This is a genomic window from Alphaproteobacteria bacterium (genome assembly GCA_019635875.1).
Taxonomy (GTDB): Bacteria; Pseudomonadota; Alphaproteobacteria; order Reyranellales; family Reyranellaceae; genus JAFAZJ01.
In genome coordinates, this window is sequence record JAHBYP010000002.1 from 300,041 (window position 1) to 316,664 (window position 16,624).

Sequence of the window (16,624 nt, forward strand, 5' to 3'; positions counted from 1 at the left end):
GCACCGCGTCGCGCAGGCCGGGCTCGCCGCTCACGCCCAGCCCGTCAGCAGGCGCTGCGCCCAATCCTCGCGACCATGCCCGGCCGCCTGCCGCGCGGCGGCCTGCCAGTCGTAGTCGACCTCGACATGCAGGGCCCGCCAGCCATGCCGACGCTTCTCGATCACGGCGTACCGCGCGTGCGGCGAGCCGACCTCGACGCAATGCGGTGACGGCTCGAGGTCGTCATAGGCCTGCAGCCCGACGCTCCCGGGGTTCACCACCAGGCGGCCGTCCGACAGGTACAGGCTGCGCGGCACATGGGTGTGGCCACACAGGATCAGCGCCGCGCGACAATCGCCGGCGTGGCGCTCGACCGTCGCCAGATCGGCCGGCCGGGTGCGATCGCCGTCGATGCGTTCCATGAAATAGACCAGGTCGCTGGTGGGCGTGCCGTGGCAGAGGAACACCTCGTCGGACACCGGCAACGTCTGCGGCAACGAGGCGATCCAGTCGCGCTCCTTCGCCGTGAGCACGCCGCGGGTGAAGGCATCGGTCCTGCCCAGCTTCTCCGCCGGATCGTCGAGCACCTGCCGCTCGTGATTGCCGCGTATGGTCGGCAGGTTCAGCGGCATCAGCACGGCGGCCGCGCCGAGCGGGTCGAGCGGCCCCGAGAGGATGTCGCCGAGATTGACCGTGACGTCGACATCGCGCGTCGCGATGTCCTCGAGCACCGCCTCGAGCGCGAAGCGGTTGCCGTGGATGTCGGAGACCGCGGCGATCCTCATGCCCGCTCCACCGCGAGCTCCGCCGCGGCGAGATCCTCGAGCGCCGCGCCGACCGACTTGAAGAGCGTGATCGACTGCGTATCGCCCTTGCTGCGGCCGTCGTGATGACCGCGGGTCAGGTCGTAGAGGTCGGCCAGCACGTCGTCCTCGCCGATCTCGCCGGCGCGCAGCGGCAGGACGATGTCGCCGGCCTCCTTCATCGCGCCGGCCCTGGTGTCGACGAAGATGCGGGCGGCGCGGGCGGCGGCATCGTCGCTCTCGCGCATCTCGGGCGTATAGGCGCCGACCAGATCGACGTGCTGGCCCGGCCTGAGCCAGGCGCCCTCGACCAGCGGCGTCTTCGACAGCGTGGCGCAGGAGATGATGTCGGCCTCGCGTGCGGCGGCGGCGCGGTCGCTGACGGCGGTGACCGCGACGGCGCGGCCCAGCGCCTGGGGCAGGCTGTCGGCCAGCTGGCGGGCGAGGGACTGCGCGTGCGCGGCGGTGCGGCCCCAGATCGCCACGCGCTCGATCGGCCGGATTCTGCAGTGGACGCGAATGAGCTGCGGCGCCAGCGCGCCGGTGCCGATCATCAGCAGCGAACGGGAGTCGGGGCGCGAGAGATAGCGCGAGGCCAGGCCCGAGGCGCAGGCGGTGCGGCGCTTGGTCAGCATGGCGCCGTCGAGCAGGGCCAGCGGCTCACCGGTCTCGCCGGACAGCAGGAGATACTGGCCATAGATCGCCGGCAGCGATCTCAGGCCGTTGTCCGGGAACACCGTGACGATCTTCACGCCGATATGGCGCCGCGTGGCGCCGGCCGAGTTCCACGCCGGCATCAGCAGCAGCATGGCATCGGACGAGCCCGGGCCGGTCGGCGCCTTGATCGGGTGATGGTGGCGGACGGGCATCTCGCAGCCGATGCGGAACAGCGCTTCCAGGCGATCGACCAGGGCGATGTCGTCCAGGGCGGCGTCCACGGCCGCCGCATCGAGCAAGCGCATCAGCGCGCCCTCGTGATCGGCACCACGGAATCGGGATCGACCAGCGCCTGCTGGCGCGCCAGCGCGCGGCTGTCGGCCGGCTTGGGCGGCTCGACGGTCTCGGCCCGCGCCGTGTAGGTCGAGAGCTCGCCCTTCAGCCTGGCGACCTCGCGCTCCAGGCGCTCGACCTCGGCGCCGCGGTGGCGCGCCCGGGTGCGGTGACGGCGGTTGGAGAACCAGCCCATCAGCAGCCCGACCAGCACGCCGACCAGCAGCAGGAAGACGATCAGGATGAAGAGCGGCGCCACCAGCCGCTCGCGCAGCGGCCACAGGGCAAGCTCGACCGGCTCGCGGTTGCTGACCGCCACCAGCACGCCGATGGCGAGGAACAGCCCGAGAAGGATACGCGACAGCGTCTTCATCGATCCACCCTACGCGAGGCCCGCCCCTGGCGACAACGCCCAGCGTCTTCGGTGGGACCGCCGTCGTCTCGCCGGCGCTCTGTCGGTGAGTCAACGGCAATGCCGGCGGGACGCCGGTGGTCCGCGAAGACCTGGATCCCTTGCTTCGCGCGGGATGTCAGGTGCGCGCCATCCCCTTGAAACGAAACGGCCCGCCGAAGCGGGCCATCCTCGCGGCGGGCGCGGTCGCCTCAGTCCGCCGGCTTGCGCGGCGCCTGGGCGCCGGCACCAGAGGCACCAGCGCCGCCCTGAATGCTCTTGTTCAGCCGGTCGCGCAGGTCCTTGCCGGTCTTGAAATAGGGCACGCGCTTCTGCGACACGGCCACCGTCTCGCCGGTGCGTGGATTGCGGCCGGTGCGCGACTCGCGTTGTTTCACCGAGAATGCGCCGAAGCCGCGCAACTCGACGCGGTCGCCGCGCGCCAGGGCCACGGCGATCTCGTCAAAGATCGTCGCGACAATGCGCTCGACGTCCCGCTGGTACAGATGCGGGTTGAGCGCCGCCAGCTTGGCGATCAGTTCCGACTTGGTCATGCGACGGGATCGGTTCCGTTCGATGGACAATTCAACAGGTTGTCGCAGTATGCCGACGCAACCCCCCAGCGTCAACCCTAAGTCATTTGGAACATTGGCGTTTTTGCCGCCGGCCCGATGCGGGGACTGGAAACGACAACCGGCCCGTCCTGGAGGACGGGCCGGCCATCGGTATCGAATGACGATGAACGTCAGTGGCGACTACTTGGCGTCGTCTTCCTCCGACGGCTTGCGCGCCCGGCTCAGCGCGGCGCCCAGGATGTCGCCGAGGCTGGCGCCGGAGTCGGACGAGCCGTAATCGGCCATCGCCTGCTTCTCCTCGTCGGCCTCGCGCGCCTTGACCGACAGCACGACGCGGCGCGCGGCGCGGTCGATGTTGGTCACCTTGGCGTCGATCTTGTCGCCCACCGCATAGCGGTCCGGGCGCTGCTCGGAGCGGTCGCGGCTGAGCTCGGTCTTGCGGATGAAGCCCGGGATGCCGTCGGCAACCGTGACGTCGAGGCCGCCTTCCTGGATGGCCGAAACCACCGCGGTGACCACCTCGCCCTTCTTGATGGCGTTGACCTTCTCGAAGGGGTCGTTGAGCAGCTGCTTGATGCCCAGCGAGATGCGCTCCTTGTCGGTGTCGACGTCGAGCACCTTGACCTTGACGACGTCGCCCTTCTTGAAGTTGCGGATCGCCTCCTCGCCCGCCTGGTCCCACGACAGGTCGCTGAGATGGACCATGCCGTCGATGTCGCCGGGCAGGCCGACGAACAGGCCGAACTCGGTGATGTTGCGCACCTCGCCCTCGAGCTCGGTGCCCGCCGGGTACTTGTCGGAGAACGTGTCCCACGGATTGTCGAGGCACTGCTTCAGACCCAGCGAAATGCGCCGCTTGGTCATGTCGACGTCCAGCACCATCACCTCGACCTCCTGGCTGGTCGAGACGATCTTGCCGGGGTGCACGTTCTTCTTGGTCCAGCTCATCTCCGAGACATGGACCAGACCCTCGACACCCGGCTCCAGCTCCACGAAGGCGCCGTAGTCGGTGATGTTGGTGACGCGACCCTTGACCCGAGCCTGGGCCGGGTACTTGGCCGCTGCGCCGTCCCACGGATCGCTCATCAGCTGCTTCATGCCCAGCGAGATGCGCTGCGTCTCGGGGTTGAAGCGCACGACCTGCACCTTGACCTGCTGGCCGATGGTGAGCGCCTCGCTCGGGTGGTTGATGCGCTTCCAGGCGATGTCGGTGACGTGCAGCAGGCCGTCGACGCCGCCCAGATCGACGAACGCGCCGTAGTCGGTGATGTTCTTGACCACGCCGTCGAGCACCTGGCCTTCGCTCAGCTGGCCCATCAGGCGGTTGCGGTCCTCGGCGCGGCTCTCCTCGAGCACGGCACGGCGCGAGACCACGATGTTGCCGCGGCGGCGATCCATCTTGAGGATCTGGAACGGCTGCGGCGTGCCCATCAGCGGCGTCACATCGCGCACCGGGCGAACATCGACCTGGCTGCCCGGCAGGAAGGCCACGGCGCCCGAGAGGTCGACGGTGAAGCCGCCCTTGACGCGGCCGAAGATCACGCCGTTGACCCGCTGCTGGTCGTTGAAGGATTTCTCGAGGATGGTCCAGGCTTCCTCGCGCCGCGCCTTGTCGCGCGACAGCATCGCCTCGCCGTCCTTGTTCTCCATGCGGTCGACGAAGACGTCGACGAAATCGCCGGTCTTGATCTCGGGCGCGCCGCCGCCATTGGCGAACTCGCGAAGCGCGATGCGGCCTTCCGACTTCAGGCCGACGTCGACGATGGCGAAATCGCCGACGATGTTGACGACCTGGCCGCGCACGACCTGGCCTTCGAATCCAGAAGAGTTGCCGAGTGCGTCATCGAGCATCGCCGCGAAATCGGCGGTCGCGGGATCGGCTTCCCGCAAGGCGGTACGTTTGGCCATTTCATCTCCTTCACAACGATCCCGGACCAGGTTGCTGTCCGTCGGCCAGCCGATTGATTCGGCGGATCCACTGCCTGTTGACGCCGCCGGCCCGCGACATGCGCTCTCTCCACGCACATCCGGCCGCAGCCTTCGGTACCCAACTCCCGCTCGCGCTGCCGAAGGCTTCAGGCCCGGCGCGAACGAGTCCTTTCGGAGATGTGCCCGACGACGGCGGCGAAAACCGCATCGGCGTCGAGATCGCTCGTATCGAGCACGAACGCGTCGTGGGCCGGCTTCAGCGGCGCCGCTTGGCGTTCGCTGTCGCGGCGGTCCCGCAACGTCATCTCTTCCAGAACGGCGCGCTTTATAGGCGCCGCCCCGGCCGCTTGCAACTCACGGAATCGCCGCTCGGCGCGTGCCTCGAGGCTCGCCGTGAGGAACAGTTTCACATCGGCATCCGGGCAAATCACCGTGCCAATGTCGCGCCCGTCGAGCACCGCGCCGGCCCGGCCACCGGGTGGGTTTCGGGCAAAATTGCGCTGGAAATCCAGCAGCTTGGCCCTCACGCCGGGGATCACCGCGACCTTCGAGGCGGCCTGCCCGACGGCTTCGCTGCGCAGATCGCCGGCCAGGCGGTCGGCCTCGGTCAGCGCCGCAGCAGCGGCTACCGCCCGCGCGACGTCGGCCGGATCGCCGCCCTCGCGCAGCACCCGCCCGCCGACGGCGCGGTAGAGGGAGCCGGTGTCGAGATGGGCGAGGTCGTAGTGCGCCGCCAGGCGACGGGCCAGGGTGCCCTTGCCGGCCGCCGACGGCCCGTCGAGTGCTATGATCATCCGCGCCATCCTTTGGTCACGGTCTGCGCCTAAGTCAAACAAGCGTTGCGAGCGTTTGCTCACTTTATCGAATGAGGGGACACCATGGCCCGCTGGAGCAGCATGGCGGCCGCGATGGGAATCGCGGCGCTTCTGGCCCTGACCGCACCATTGGCGGCGGCACAGCAGCCGGTCGTCGGCACGGTCGAGTCGTTGCAGGGCAAGGCAACGGTGGAGTCCGCCGGCGCCAGGCAGGCGCTGGGTACCGGCGCTGTGATCCGCCTGGCGGACGTCATCGAGACGGCGGCCGACGCCACGCTCGCGGTGCGCCTCAACGACGGCACGGCGCTCAACCTCGGCCCCAATGCCCGCTTCGCCGTCGACCGCTTCGCCTTCGACCCGGCTTCGAGCAAGGGCGAGTTCCTGGGACGCGCGCTGCAGGGCGGCTTCTTCTTCGTCGGCGGGCGCACCGAGTCGATGCCCAACGCCCGGGTCGAGATCCGCTCGCCGCACGCGCTGCTCGGCGTGCGCGGCACCGCCTTCTTCGCCGGGCCGATCGACGGCGAGTACGGCGTCTTCGTACGCGAGGGCCGCGTCGCCGTGGCCGCGGGCGGCGAAACCCTGCCGCTCGCGGCGACTGAAGGCACCATGATCAAGGCGCCCGGCGACAAGCCGCAACCCAAGCGCGTCTGGGGCCAGCCCAAGATCGACCGCGCCCTGGCCAGCGTCGGCGCGCGCTAGAAACCCCTCTGGCAATAGATACTTTCGTCTTTACAGAAATTGCGAACTATGCACAGACTGAATCCGCCTCGTCAGCACGGCCGCGCCGTGCATATACCGGCCAAGCACACCGCCGCCGTGGCTCTGATCGAGAGGGCGCACGGCGGGCGAGCCGGGGACCGCATCGCCAGTGGCGCCGATGCGGGGCCGATGGAGCCGGATCACGGTCCGTGAAGTCGCAGGATAGGCCGTCGCCGCCGTTCATCGTGGGCGTCGACGGTATGGGCGTTGAAGACCATGCCCAGGCCGTCCCCCAAAAAGACGGTGCGCCGACAGCCCAACCCCGGTGCCGAGCCTCGCTCGCTGGCCACGATGAAGCTCGATCGCCATCAACTCGGCGGGCTGTGTAGCCCGCATTGCGTCGACCCCGTTTCGCCGGTCGCGCTCAGGTCAAGCGCGTAGCCCCAGCGGAGCGTCTTGACCTCCCTTCCAACCCCCGACCTCCCGTTGGCGGGAGGTGGGGGGTTGAAAGTGAGGCACCGGGGGGGGGTTGGAAGGGGATCGGAAGCACAGGATGGCGCGCCAGGGATCGGGCTTCAGCCGCGCAGATCGATGACGGCATCGCGGGCACCGGCGTCGAGGCGCTTGAGGTGCAGGGTGACCAGCGGATCGTTCGGCTGGCTGGCGTCCAGCGCCACCAGCATGGCGCGCGCCTCGGGTTCGCCGGTCGCGAGCGCGATGTAGGCCTGGCTCCAGGCTTCGGCGAAGGAGTCGGGCGCGCCCGTCGGCATCGTCGTGAAGACATCGACCGGATCGGCGTGGCCGCGCACCATCAGGCGGGCGGCCGGTCGCAGCATCTCGCCCTCGACGCGCTCGCGCGTCGCCCCGGAAACGCAGATCGTCGTGCCCAGCGCCTTGTTGGCCGCCTCCAGGCGCGAGGCGAGGTTCACCGCCGTGCCGTGCGCGGTATAGTCCAGCCGCCGCCGTCCGCCGACGTCGCCCACCACGGCAGTGCCGCTGCTGACACCGATGCGCGTGGCGCCGAAGATCTCGCCCTGCTGCTCCATGTCGCGCGCGAAGGCCTGCGCCACGACATCCATCTCGCGTGCGCAGGCCAGCGCGCGGTCGGCATGGTCGGGCTGGTCGAGCGGCGCGTTGAACATCACGTGCACCGCGTCGCCGACGATCTTGTCGATCGTGCCACCATGGCGCACGCCGATCTCGCACAGCGTGTCGAGATAGCGGTCGAGCAGCGCGATCAGCCGGCGCGGACCGACGCGCTCGGTGAGCGAGGTGAAGCCGGCGATGTCGGTGAAGACGAAGGACATGTCGCGCTGCTCGCCGTCGAGACGCAACAGGCCGGGCTGACGCACCAGGCGACGCACGACGTCGGGCGAGAGATACTGGCTGAAGCGCGCGCGCAGCCTTCGCTGCTGCACCTCGACGCCGACATAGCGGCCCAGCGCCGCCAGCGAGAAGCCGACCACCGCCGCCAGCAGTGGCGCCGTCACGTCGAGCAGCAGGCGCGGACCGGTGAAGGCCCACCACGCCGCGCCGATCAGCACGGCGTCGAGCGCGATGGCGGCCAGCAGCGCGCGCATGGCGCGCAGGCGCGCCGCCGCCCAGGTCGCCAGCAGGCCGACCGCCAGCAGAGCGGCAAGCTCCGCGCCGTCGGCCCAGAACGGCCGCTCGAGATGCCAGCCCGCGAGCATCTGCTCGATCGCCTGGGCATGGATCGACACGCCGGGCACATAGGGCGCCATCGCCGTCGCGCGCAGATCGCCCAGTCCCGCGGCGCTGGCGCCGACCAGCACGATGCGGCCCTTGACCAGCGCGGCGAGCTCGGCCCGCGTGCGGTCGTCGGGCTGCTCGCCCGCCAGCACGCGCCAGGCCGACAGCCAGCGCGCGCGATCGGCGGCAGGATCGACGCCGTGCAGCCAGATGTGGCCATCGGGCGCGGTCGGCACCACGAGCTGGCCGATGCGCAGCGCGCGCACGCCGTCGCGGCCGCCGCCGACCGGCGCGACGCGCACGCCGATGGTCGTCTCACCCAATGCGACACGCAGTGCCTCGACGGCGAAGCCCGGCACCGGCGTGTCGCCCGCGGTCTGCAGGAGCGGCACCTGGCGCACGATCGCGGTATCGGATTCGCCGATGCTGATGCTGCCCAGGCCGCGCGCGGCCGCGCGCAGCGCCGGCAGCGGCGGCAGCGCGCCGCCGAAGCGATCGACGTGCCCCGCCAGCGGCGGGCCGATCACCGCCAGCGACGCCTTGGGCTGCACCGGCGCGCCCCGTCCTGCGGTCAGCAGCATGCCGAGCACGACCGGCGCCTCGCCGATCGCGGCGGCGAACAGCGCGTCGTTGTCGGGCAGGCGGCCCATCGCCTCGACCAGGGAGGGATCGCCGCCGCGCCGCGCCAGCTCGCCGACGATGCGCGCCGGCGACAGGCGGTCGGGCTCGGCAAAGACGATGTCGAGCGCGATGGCGGCGGCGCCGGCCTCGTGCAGGCGTGTCACCAGCGTGGCCAGCCGATCGCGCGGCCAGGGCCATTGGCCGATGCGCGCCAGCGAAGCGTCGTCGATGTCGACGACGCGCACCGGCAGGTCGGCGAGCGGGCGCGGCATCAGGCGCTGCGCGGCGTCGAACTGCGCCAGCCGCAATTCGCGCAGCGGCGCCGGGTCGACCAGCCGCGCCGCGGCCAGCGCCAGCACGGCGACGATGCCCAGCGCCAGCGGCGGCAGCCGGAGCAGCCGGGTGCGCCAATCCACGGCTCAGTCCTTCAGCGCCGCGGCGATGTCCTCGAGCGCGTCGCGGTCGCGCACCACGATGAAGCCGCCGTCGCGCGCCAGCACGCCGCTGGCCTGCCAGTCCATCAGGTGGCGGTTGACCTTGGAACGGCTGCCGGCGACCAGCTGGCCCAGCTCGCTCTGCGACAGCCGCAGGCGCAGCCTGGTCCCTGCCTTGGTGGCCTCGCCCACGGTGTCGGCGAGCGACAGCAGCAGGCGCGCCAGCCGGGCGCCGAGCTCGAGCAGCGCCACCGATTCGAGCTGGGTGCTGGTGCGCCGCAGCCGGCCACACAAGACCCGCATGATGGCCGCCGCCAGATCGGGGTTGCGCGCCAGCAGCGGCATGAACTCGGCATGCGAGATCGACAGGATCACGCTGTCGGCGTGCGCCACGGCGTCGGCGCTGCGCTTCTCGCCATCGAGCAGCGCCAGCTCGCCGAACTCCTGTCCGGGCTCGATGATGTTGAGGATGATCTCGCGGCCCTCGGCCGAGGACACGACGATGTGCACCTGGCCGGAGACCACGAACAGCATGCCCGAGCCGTCGTCGCCGCGCTGGAAGATGGTCTGGCCGGCGGCGTAGCGCCTCTCGCGCAAGAGCGCGGCGACGCGATCGAGCTCGGCCGGCGCGCAGCTTCGGAACAGGTCGGTGCCGGCGACGAAGCGGCGGCGGTCGGCGGGGCTGAGCGGCGACATGGCGGCGATGTTGGCATCGCCGGCGGAGGCGACCAAGGGCATTCCGAGCCGGGCGCCGCCGCTCAGGCGTCGCCGATGCGGGCGCCCAGGCCGTTCATCATGGTGATGAAGCCGGGAAAGCCGATGTCGATCTGCGTGGCGTCGTCGATCGACACCGGTGCGCGGGCGGCCATGCCGAGCACCAGGAAGGCCATGGCCACGCGGTGATCGAAGCCGGTCTTCACCAGGCCGCCGCCGGGCACGGTGCCGGCCATGCCATGGACATGCAGGAAGTCGGCGCCCAGCTCGGTCTGCACGCCGTTGGCCGCGAGGCCGGCGGCGACGCCGGCCAGGCTGTCGCCATCCTCGCCGCGCAGATCGGCGAGGCCCTCCATCCGGCTGGTGCCGGCGGCGCAGGCGGCGGCCATGGCGAGCGCCGGGTACTCGTCGATCATGGTCGGCGCCCGGCTCGCCGGCACGTCGACGTGGCGCAGCTCGCCGCCCTTCACCCGGATGTCGGCGACCGGCTCGCCGCCCATGCTGCGGCGGTTGGTGAAGGTCAGGTCGGCGCCCATCTCGCCCAGCGTCTCGAACAGGCCGGCGCGCAGCGGATTGACGCCGACATTCATGACGGTGACATCGCTGCCCTTGACCATCGCCGCCGCGACCACGGCGAAGGCGCCGATCGAGGGGTCGCCGGGCACGACCAGGGCGCGGCCCTTCAGCTCGGGCTGGCCGACCACGGTGATGGCGAGCGCGCCGCCCTCGAGGCGCTGGCGGCGCAAGGTGGCGCCGAAGCCCTCCATCAGCAGCTCGGTGTGGTCGCGTGTCGGCTCGGGCTCGATCACCGTGGTCTCGCCGGGCGCGTTGAGCGCGGCCATCAGGATCGCCGACTTCACCTGGGAGGACGTCGCCGACATGCGGTGCTCGATCGGCATCGCCATCTGCGGCCCGACGATCGCCATCGGCAGGCGCCCGCCGCTGCGGCTGACGAAGCGCGCGCCCATGCGCGTCAGCGGCTCGATCACCCGGGCCATGGAGCGCCGCTGCAGATAGGGCCCGCCGGTGACGAAGCTGGTGAAGTCGTGCGTGGCCAGCAGGCCGCTCAGCATGCGCGCCGGGGTGCCCGAATCGCCGAGATGGACGATGTCGTCGGGCTCGTGCAGGCCGCCGACGCCCACGCCATGGATCCGCCATTCACCGCCGCCCCTGTGCTCCAGGCTGGCGCCGAGCTGGCGCAGCGCCGTCGCGGTCGCGACCACGTCGTGACCCTCCCTGGTGCCCTGGATGGTGGTCTCGCCGACCGCCAGCGCCCCCAGCATCAGGGCGCGATGCGAGATCGCCTTGTCGCCGGGCAGCCGCGCGCGCCCCTCGAGCCGGGGCACGGGCGAGGACTTCAGCTTGTGCGCGGCGGCGGCACGCATCGCGTCGATGACTCCCTTCGCCGAGGCGTTTCCGCCGGCCGGGCGGGCGGAAGGGCGCGGCAATTTGCTTTTGACAGGGACCGGCACGCATGGCAAACGCGCGGACCTGCCGCCGGGAGCCATGCTGCCGCTCCGGGCGAGCCATCCAATTCCGCATCGAGCAAGAGGCCGAGATGGTCAAAGCCGCGTGGGGAACCAAGCGCACCTGCCAGAGCTGCGGTGCTCGGTTCTACGACCTGAACAATTCACCGATCGTCTGCCCGAAGTGCCATCATGCGCACGATCCGGAGGATTTCGTGAAGACGCGCCGCAGCCGGGCCGCCGCCGGCGCCGCCGCGGCAGCCGCCGCCAAGGCCGCCGCGGCCAAGAGCAAGGTCAAGGAGGTCGTGGACGGCGTCGCGCTCGACGGCGGCGATCTGCCCGAGGTCGAGGGCGACGAGGCGGCGGATGACGCCGCGCTGGAGGATACCGACGACCTGGCCGAGGAGGATGCGGCGCTCGAGGTCGACATCGAGGAGAAGCAGAGCGACGAGGAGACCTGATCGGTCGCCGAATCCGCTTGCGCGCCGCGCGGACGCTTCATATCTAGTCGCGCATCGTCGGCGCCCCAGCGCCGGCCGGGAGTTTCGGGGCCATAGCTCAGCTGGGAGAGCGCTACAATGGCATTGTAGAGGTCAGGAGTTCGATCCTCCTTGGCTCCACCAATTGAAACAAGGGCTTAGCGGGCGACCGCTAGCCCGGATATCTCACAGGGAAGAAGTGAGAGAGTGGAGTGATGGGCGCAGGGTGTGTGGCGTGATGGTCTGAGTGATATCGGTGATTTTGGCCGGATCGCGAGCGCGGATGAAGGCCGCCGGAAGCGGTGAGCGGAAGGTATGTCGGCTGTGCGGTGTCTGGTTCGTGTCAGGCGTCGGCGGCCATGGCGTGGTAGGCGATGGCCCAGTCGCGCTGCCAGGGATGGCCTGAGGCCATGGCGATCCTGACCCTGCGGACGGAGACGCGGACGAGGGCGCCGATCTTGAGCAGCTTCAGCCGGATCGAGCCGCAGGTGGCATCGGCCAGGGCGGTGGTCTTCAGGGCGATGCGGCGCAGGCCGTCGAGCAGGACATAGGCGAACGAGGCGAACCACAGGCGCAGCTGGTTGGCGCGCATGGTGGCGCTGGAGGTGCGGTCGGCGAAGAGGTCGAGCTGGCACTCCTTGATGCGGTTCTCCATCTCGCCGCGGGCGCAGTAGAGGCCCTCGTAGAGAGCGCGGGCGCCGGCGCGGTCGGGGCCAAGCGAGGTGACGACGAAGCGCGGGTTGGCCTCGTCCTGGGTATGCTCGGCCTTGCCGACGACGCGACGCCTGCGGCTCCAGCTGTCGCGCGTCGTCCACAGGAAGTCCTTGAAGCGGCGCGCCGGGGCGCCAGTGATGGTGCTCTCGGCAGCGGCCATGGCCAGTTCCGCGGCGATCTCGCCGACCAGGCGGGCGTTGCGCGCCAGGCCGAACAGATAGTCGACGGCGTTGGCCTCGCACCAGGCCATCAGCGCCTCGCGGGCGAAGCCGGAGTCGGCGCGCAGCACGATGCGCACCGCGGGCCAGCGGGCGCGGATCTGGGCGACGATGCGCGCGATCTCCTCCTGTGCGCCGGCCGCGGCGTCGATGTTGGCCGGCCGCAGCTTGGCCGCCAGCAGGTGGCGGCCGCAGAAGACGTAGAGCGGCAGGTAGCAGTAATGGCCGTAATAGCCGTGGAAGAAGCGGCCTTCCTGCGCGCCGTGCAGCGGATCGTCGGTGGCATCCAGGTCGAGCACGATCTCCTCGGGCGCCTTGGCATGCGCCTCGAGGAAGACCTCGACCAGCAGCGCCTCGATCGCCGCCGCGTCGTGGCCGATCTTGTGGTAGCGCGTCGGCTCCGGCCGGCTCAGCTCCAGCCGGTTCAGCGTCGACTTGCCGGCCACCGCCGCACAGTCCTTGCGCCGCGCCGCAAGCTTGCCCGCCAGCACCGCCATCACAGGGTCGTGCCGCAGCCAGTCGTGGTCGTTCAGATCCTCGTAGCCCAGCGCCAGGCCATAGACGCGCTGCCCGACCAGGGTACGAACCTCGTGCTCGATCAACTCGCGGTTCCGACGATCGACGAAGCAGCCGGCAAAGCGCTCGATCAGACCCAGCGCCCGGTCCGTCGCCCCCAGCAGCAGCCCGCCGGCATCCGACGTCATCGACCCGCCGTCGAACGACGCCGCGACCACGCGTCTTTCCACGGCTGCAAAGCCAAACAATTCCGCGATACACTCTGTCGGCATCGGGGTTCTTTCCTCTGTTCGCGAAAGTCGTTGCGGCACAACAACTTTCTCAGAGGCAGGACTCCGATGCACCCTTTACCTTTGAGATATCCGGGCTAGGCCCTTTGGTTTTTTCCTGGTACGCAGCCGGCGGATCCTCGGTCCTACCGCTCGCGGCGGATGTCTGCCCGCGACAGGGGTGGTGCGCCATCGCCTGGGCCATCCATCTCTTCAAGGGCGGCTGACAGCGCGGGGTCTTCGGTGCATTCCAGGCGCATCGACGCCCTCAGTCGCGGCTTTTCGGCGGCCAGCGCCACCTTGCACTGCTCGCGGCTCAGCGCGTAATCCACCGCCCGCGTCTCGCAATAGCTGCCGTCGGCCAGCGGCGTCGCCGAGCAGACGATCAGCGACAGGACCCAAGCGTTCAGCATCGGGGCTACTCCTTGGCTCACGTGACGGGCGCGCCGTGCACGTCGTCGAGGAGGGCAAGGTATCGGCCGAACGTCTCGCGCAGATTTCGCGGGCCGGGGGAATTTGTAACGTGTGTCTCGGCCGCAGGCCCGGCCGACCGGCGCCGACCGGGCCCCGCCGGCCACCAGGCTCACGCCGCGCGCCGTGAGCACGGCCTCGATCCCCGCGTGGCACCCATCGGCCATCGGTGTCAGGCTTGCGTTATTGCGTTGTTTCTCGGCAACCGGCACGCACACGCCAGAGCGAGGTCCGGAAAACGCAATAACGCAAGCCTGACACCAGATGCGGACTCGAAAGTGTGCGGCAGGAAGCCCCTTCTGTGGAGGCGAACGCTGAGTCCGGCGAAATCGGGGCCGCGGGGCACGAGCAGCTCAACGCGCAGGAAGACCGCCGACCACCATGCCGCCATCGACAGCGGATCGCGCACCACATCAAACCGCTCACGCAGGCTGGCATCGATCGCCCGGCTCGATACGAAGCGGAATTGCCCGGCTGTCGCGCCCATCGCGGAAGTTCCCCGAAGCGGCTCGGGGGCAGGGATGATCGCGGCTATGGCGCTACGGAACAGGGACCCTTCCCTATGCGCCGGCCAGCCCGAAGCGCGCGCCGGCGTCGCGGAACTGCTGGGCCCGCTGCGCCACGTCATAGGGCTCCTCGCGCAAGGTCTCGGGATCCCACTGGCTGCGCGGCGCGGCAAAGAAATCGCCGCCGTAGAGCTGCAGCGCGCACGACATGCGCGGCAGCGGATTGGTCACGGTGTGGATGATGTCGCGGCCCAGCGGATGCGCGTCGCGCACGCGCAGCGCCCGGGCACCCGCCGCCTCGATCACCTCGCCCTGGCGCCGCCAGAAGATGTTGTCCTCGCAGCCGGAGTACACGCCGATCACCGCCCACATGTTGTGATTGTGCGGGGTGACCGTCATGAACGGCGGCCAGTTGATGTTGAGGATGGTGAGCTTCTCGCTGCGATGGAGCGTGACGATGCCGCTTCTGGTCGGCTCGCCCAGCGCAGCGATCACCTCGCCCGGCTCCGACACCGCGCGGGCGACGATCTCGCGTACCGCCCCGTGGCTGTCGTCGCTTTCGACGGCCTCGCGGCACGCCTCGATAAAGCGGTCCCTGTCGAAGCGCATGGCCACCTCCACCGGTGGGAACTCCGCCTACCGTAGAACGGGCCGACCCTCTTGTCATGCCGGGCACGGGATTGGATCTGTCCTCCCTTCCCCCGGAGGGGGAAGGTGGCGCGCAGCGCCGGAAGGGGGATGTCGAAGACGGACTCCTCAGTTCGTCTTCGACATCCCCCTTCCGCCCTTCGGGCACCTTCCCCCTCCGGGGGAAGGGAGTGATGACCATGACCGGGGGCTATGGCCGGCGACGGGCAACCAGGTTGCGTTCGTGCGATTGTTCCGCCTCGGCCAGCTGCTCGGGCGACATCCTCGCGGCGACCATCTCGCGCAGCCTGTCGGCGATGCCGTCGCCCTGTGCCGCGGCCCGCGCGAACCAGCGATAGGCCAACACGTCGCTCTGCGGCACGCCCCGGCCGTTGTAGTGCATGAGACCGAGATTGACCTGTGCGCCGACATCGTCCTGGTCGGCGGCGAGCCGATACCATCTCACCGCTTCGGCGTCGTTGCGCGGCACGCCCTTGCCGAGCGCATAGGCGTAGCCGATGGCGAATTGCGCGCCGGGCTCGTCCTGCGCCGCCGCCAGCCGGTACCAGCGCAAGGCCTCGGCCTGGTCCTGCGGCAGGCCGCGGCCCTCGGCGTGGAAGTCGCCCAGCGCGCTCTGGGCGCTGGCGTGGTCCTGCGCCGCCGCCAGCCGGTACCAGTGCAGCGCCTCGGCGACGTCCTCGTCCACGCCATGGCCGTTGTCGTACAGGAAGCCCACGCTGTATTGCGCCAGCGCATCGCCCAGCAGCGCGATGGGCAGCCACAGCCGCATCGCCTCGGCATGGTCCTGCGGCACGCCGTGGCCGTTGAAGTGCATCAGGCCGATGTTGAACTGGGCGTAGACATCGCCCTGCTCGGCGAGCGGCTGCCACAGGCGCAGCGCCGTGGCGTAGTCGCCACGACGCGCAGCCGCGTCGGCGTCCTCGAACGGTCCCGCGCCCGCCGGTGCCGACAGGCACAAGGCCGCCGCGACCAGCGCGGCTGCGAGAGCATCCCTCATGGCTGGCTTCGGCAGCCCCACGCTGCCGCTCCCCCGATGGTAGGCACGTCCGACGAGAACGTGCAGTCAGGGTTTCACAACCTCACCGACGAGTCGAGTCGCGATGGCTTCAGGGGACCGGCGAAAAGCCGAGCCGATGCGTCCCGAGCGCAGTGAGGAACCTCCTTGGGGCCGCCGGTGTCGCGCCGGCACGTGGGAGGATGTCGGCGAGCCGCCGGCGCTCCCAGACGGCAGGAAATCAGGGCGCGTAGACGCAGGTGGCGTGGGAATCCTCGCGCCGGCCGATCCAGCACCGGCCGCTGTGGCTGACATAGCCCAGCTCGTGGCCGTCCTCGTCGCACAATGCCGGACCGGGCACCGCGTCGAGCGGGCCCTCCCACGACTCGAGCGCGGCGCGGAACATCGTCGACGCCTGTTCGTAGCTGTCGATCGGATAGAGGCGGTCGCCCACGCGCATGTGGGTGACGCGGGTGAAGATGGCGCAGTCCAGTGGCATCGGTGCCCCCTTAAGGCACAACAGGCTCGGTGCAGGCAACGTGTTGAATCTTCGACCGTTGCAGCGTCGGAATTGCGGCGTGAATCGCCGTTTTGCCGACTCAATCGACCACGAACGCCGTTGCATGCGGTTCCCGCTTGGCTCCCCGGGCGCAGCGAGGGGTCTCGAGACGGCTGAAAAGAT

At 70.1% G+C, this 16,624-nt stretch carries 17 protein-coding genes and 1 tRNA gene; 3 read left to right on the forward strand and 15 right to left on the reverse strand.

Translation table 11 applies throughout. The annotated features are described in order from the left end of the window. Positions 1-30 precede the first annotated feature (30 nt). The 6 genes from KF889_07550 to cmk form a co-directional block, all read right to left on the reverse strand. Positions 31-765, reverse strand: a complete 735-nt coding sequence (locus KF889_07550) for a metallophosphoesterase family protein (GenBank protein ID MBX3499284.1) — start codon at positions 763-765, stop codon at positions 31-33. Further along, positions 762-1,745, reverse strand: coding sequence for an ornithine cyclodeaminase family protein (locus KF889_07555; protein ID MBX3499285.1), 984 nt, complete (start codon positions 1,743-1,745; stop codon positions 762-764). The genes KF889_07550 and KF889_07555 overlap by 4 nt, the downstream gene beginning before the upstream one ends. Then, entirely contained in the window at positions 1,745-2,146 is a 402-nt protein-coding gene (locus tag KF889_07560) for a DUF1049 domain-containing protein (protein ID MBX3499286.1), read from the reverse strand. Before KF889_07560 ends, KF889_07555 begins: the two co-directional genes overlap by 1 nt. A gap of 230 nt (positions 2,147-2,376) precedes the next feature. Next, positions 2,377-2,718 carry an integration host factor subunit beta gene (gene ihfB, locus KF889_07565; protein MBX3499287.1) on the reverse strand — a complete coding sequence of 114 codons (342 nt, stop codon included), beginning with the start codon at positions 2,716-2,718 and terminating at the stop codon, positions 2,377-2,379. Positions 2,719-2,919: 201 nt separating this feature from the next. Then, positions 2,920-4,647: a 30S ribosomal protein S1 gene (rpsA, locus tag KF889_07570; GenBank protein MBX3499288.1), complete on the reverse strand. Its 1,728-nt coding sequence runs from the start codon at positions 4,645-4,647 to the stop codon at positions 2,920-2,922. Positions 4,648-4,814: 167 nt separating this feature from the next. Next, entirely contained in the window at positions 4,815-5,471 is a 657-nt protein-coding gene (cmk, locus tag KF889_07575; GenBank protein MBX3499289.1) for a (d)CMP kinase, read from the reverse strand. Between the two features lie 75 nt (positions 5,472-5,546). On the opposite strand from cmk, the gene KF889_07580 reads away from it, so the two are divergent. Beyond that, complete coding sequence (locus tag KF889_07580) at positions 5,547-6,182, forward strand: FecR domain-containing protein (GenBank protein ID MBX3499290.1); 636 nt, start codon at positions 5,547-5,549, stop codon at positions 6,180-6,182. Positions 6,183-6,757: 575 nt separating this feature from the next. On the opposite strand, the gene KF889_07585 is transcribed toward KF889_07580, so the two are convergent. The 3 genes from KF889_07585 to aroA are packed head-to-tail and all read right to left on the reverse strand — an operon-like array spanning position 6,758 to position 11,046. Further along, positions 6,758-8,929, reverse strand: a complete 2,172-nt coding sequence (locus tag KF889_07585) for an adenylate/guanylate cyclase domain-containing protein (GenBank protein MBX3499291.1) — start codon at positions 8,927-8,929, stop codon at positions 6,758-6,760. A 3-nt stretch (positions 8,930-8,932) separates the two neighbouring features. Next, positions 8,933-9,679 (reverse strand): Crp/Fnr family transcriptional regulator, encoded by a 747-nt coding sequence (locus KF889_07590; protein ID MBX3499292.1) that lies wholly within the window; start codon positions 9,677-9,679, stop codon positions 8,933-8,935. 26 nt (positions 9,680-9,705) lie between these two features. Beyond that, a complete protein-coding gene (gene aroA / locus KF889_07595; protein ID MBX3499293.1) occupies positions 9,706-11,046 on the reverse strand; it encodes a 3-phosphoshikimate 1-carboxyvinyltransferase in 1,341 nt (446 codons plus the stop codon). Between the two features lie 173 nt (positions 11,047-11,219). Between aroA and KF889_07600 the strand changes: the two genes are divergently transcribed. Then, on the forward strand, positions 11,220-11,588 hold the full coding sequence (locus tag KF889_07600) for a TIGR02300 family protein (GenBank protein MBX3499294.1): 369 nt from the start codon (positions 11,220-11,222) through the stop codon (positions 11,586-11,588). An 86-nt stretch (positions 11,589-11,674) separates the two neighbouring features. Further along, positions 11,675-11,750: transfer RNA gene (locus KF889_07605), tRNA-Ala, on the forward strand. 199 nt (positions 11,751-11,949) lie between these two features. On the opposite strand, the gene KF889_07610 is transcribed toward KF889_07605, so the two are convergent. The 6 genes from KF889_07610 to KF889_07635 all read right to left on the reverse strand — a co-directional run bounded on the left by KF889_07610 (position 11,950) and on the right by KF889_07635 (position 16,441). Next, entirely contained in the window at positions 11,950-13,326 is a 1,377-nt protein-coding gene (locus KF889_07610) for an IS1380 family transposase (protein ID MBX3499295.1), read from the reverse strand. A gap of 143 nt (positions 13,327-13,469) precedes the next feature. Further along, positions 13,470-13,736: a hypothetical protein gene (locus KF889_07615; GenBank protein ID MBX3499296.1), complete on the reverse strand. Its 267-nt coding sequence runs from the start codon at positions 13,734-13,736 to the stop codon at positions 13,470-13,472. A 230-nt stretch (positions 13,737-13,966) separates the two neighbouring features. Continuing rightward, positions 13,967-14,281, reverse strand: a complete 315-nt coding sequence (locus tag KF889_07620) for a hypothetical protein (protein MBX3499297.1) — start codon at positions 14,279-14,281, stop codon at positions 13,967-13,969. Between the two features lie 73 nt (positions 14,282-14,354). Then, entirely contained in the window at positions 14,355-14,909 is a 555-nt protein-coding gene (locus KF889_07625; GenBank protein ID MBX3499298.1) for a hypothetical protein, read from the reverse strand. A 229-nt stretch (positions 14,910-15,138) separates the two neighbouring features. Then, entirely contained in the window at positions 15,139-15,945 is an 807-nt protein-coding gene (locus KF889_07630) for a sel1 repeat family protein (GenBank protein ID MBX3499299.1), read from the reverse strand. A 238-nt stretch (positions 15,946-16,183) separates the two neighbouring features. Beyond that, positions 16,184-16,441 (reverse strand): hypothetical protein, encoded by a 258-nt coding sequence (locus KF889_07635; GenBank protein ID MBX3499300.1) that lies wholly within the window; start codon positions 16,439-16,441, stop codon positions 16,184-16,186. Positions 16,442-16,624 lie beyond the last annotated feature (183 nt).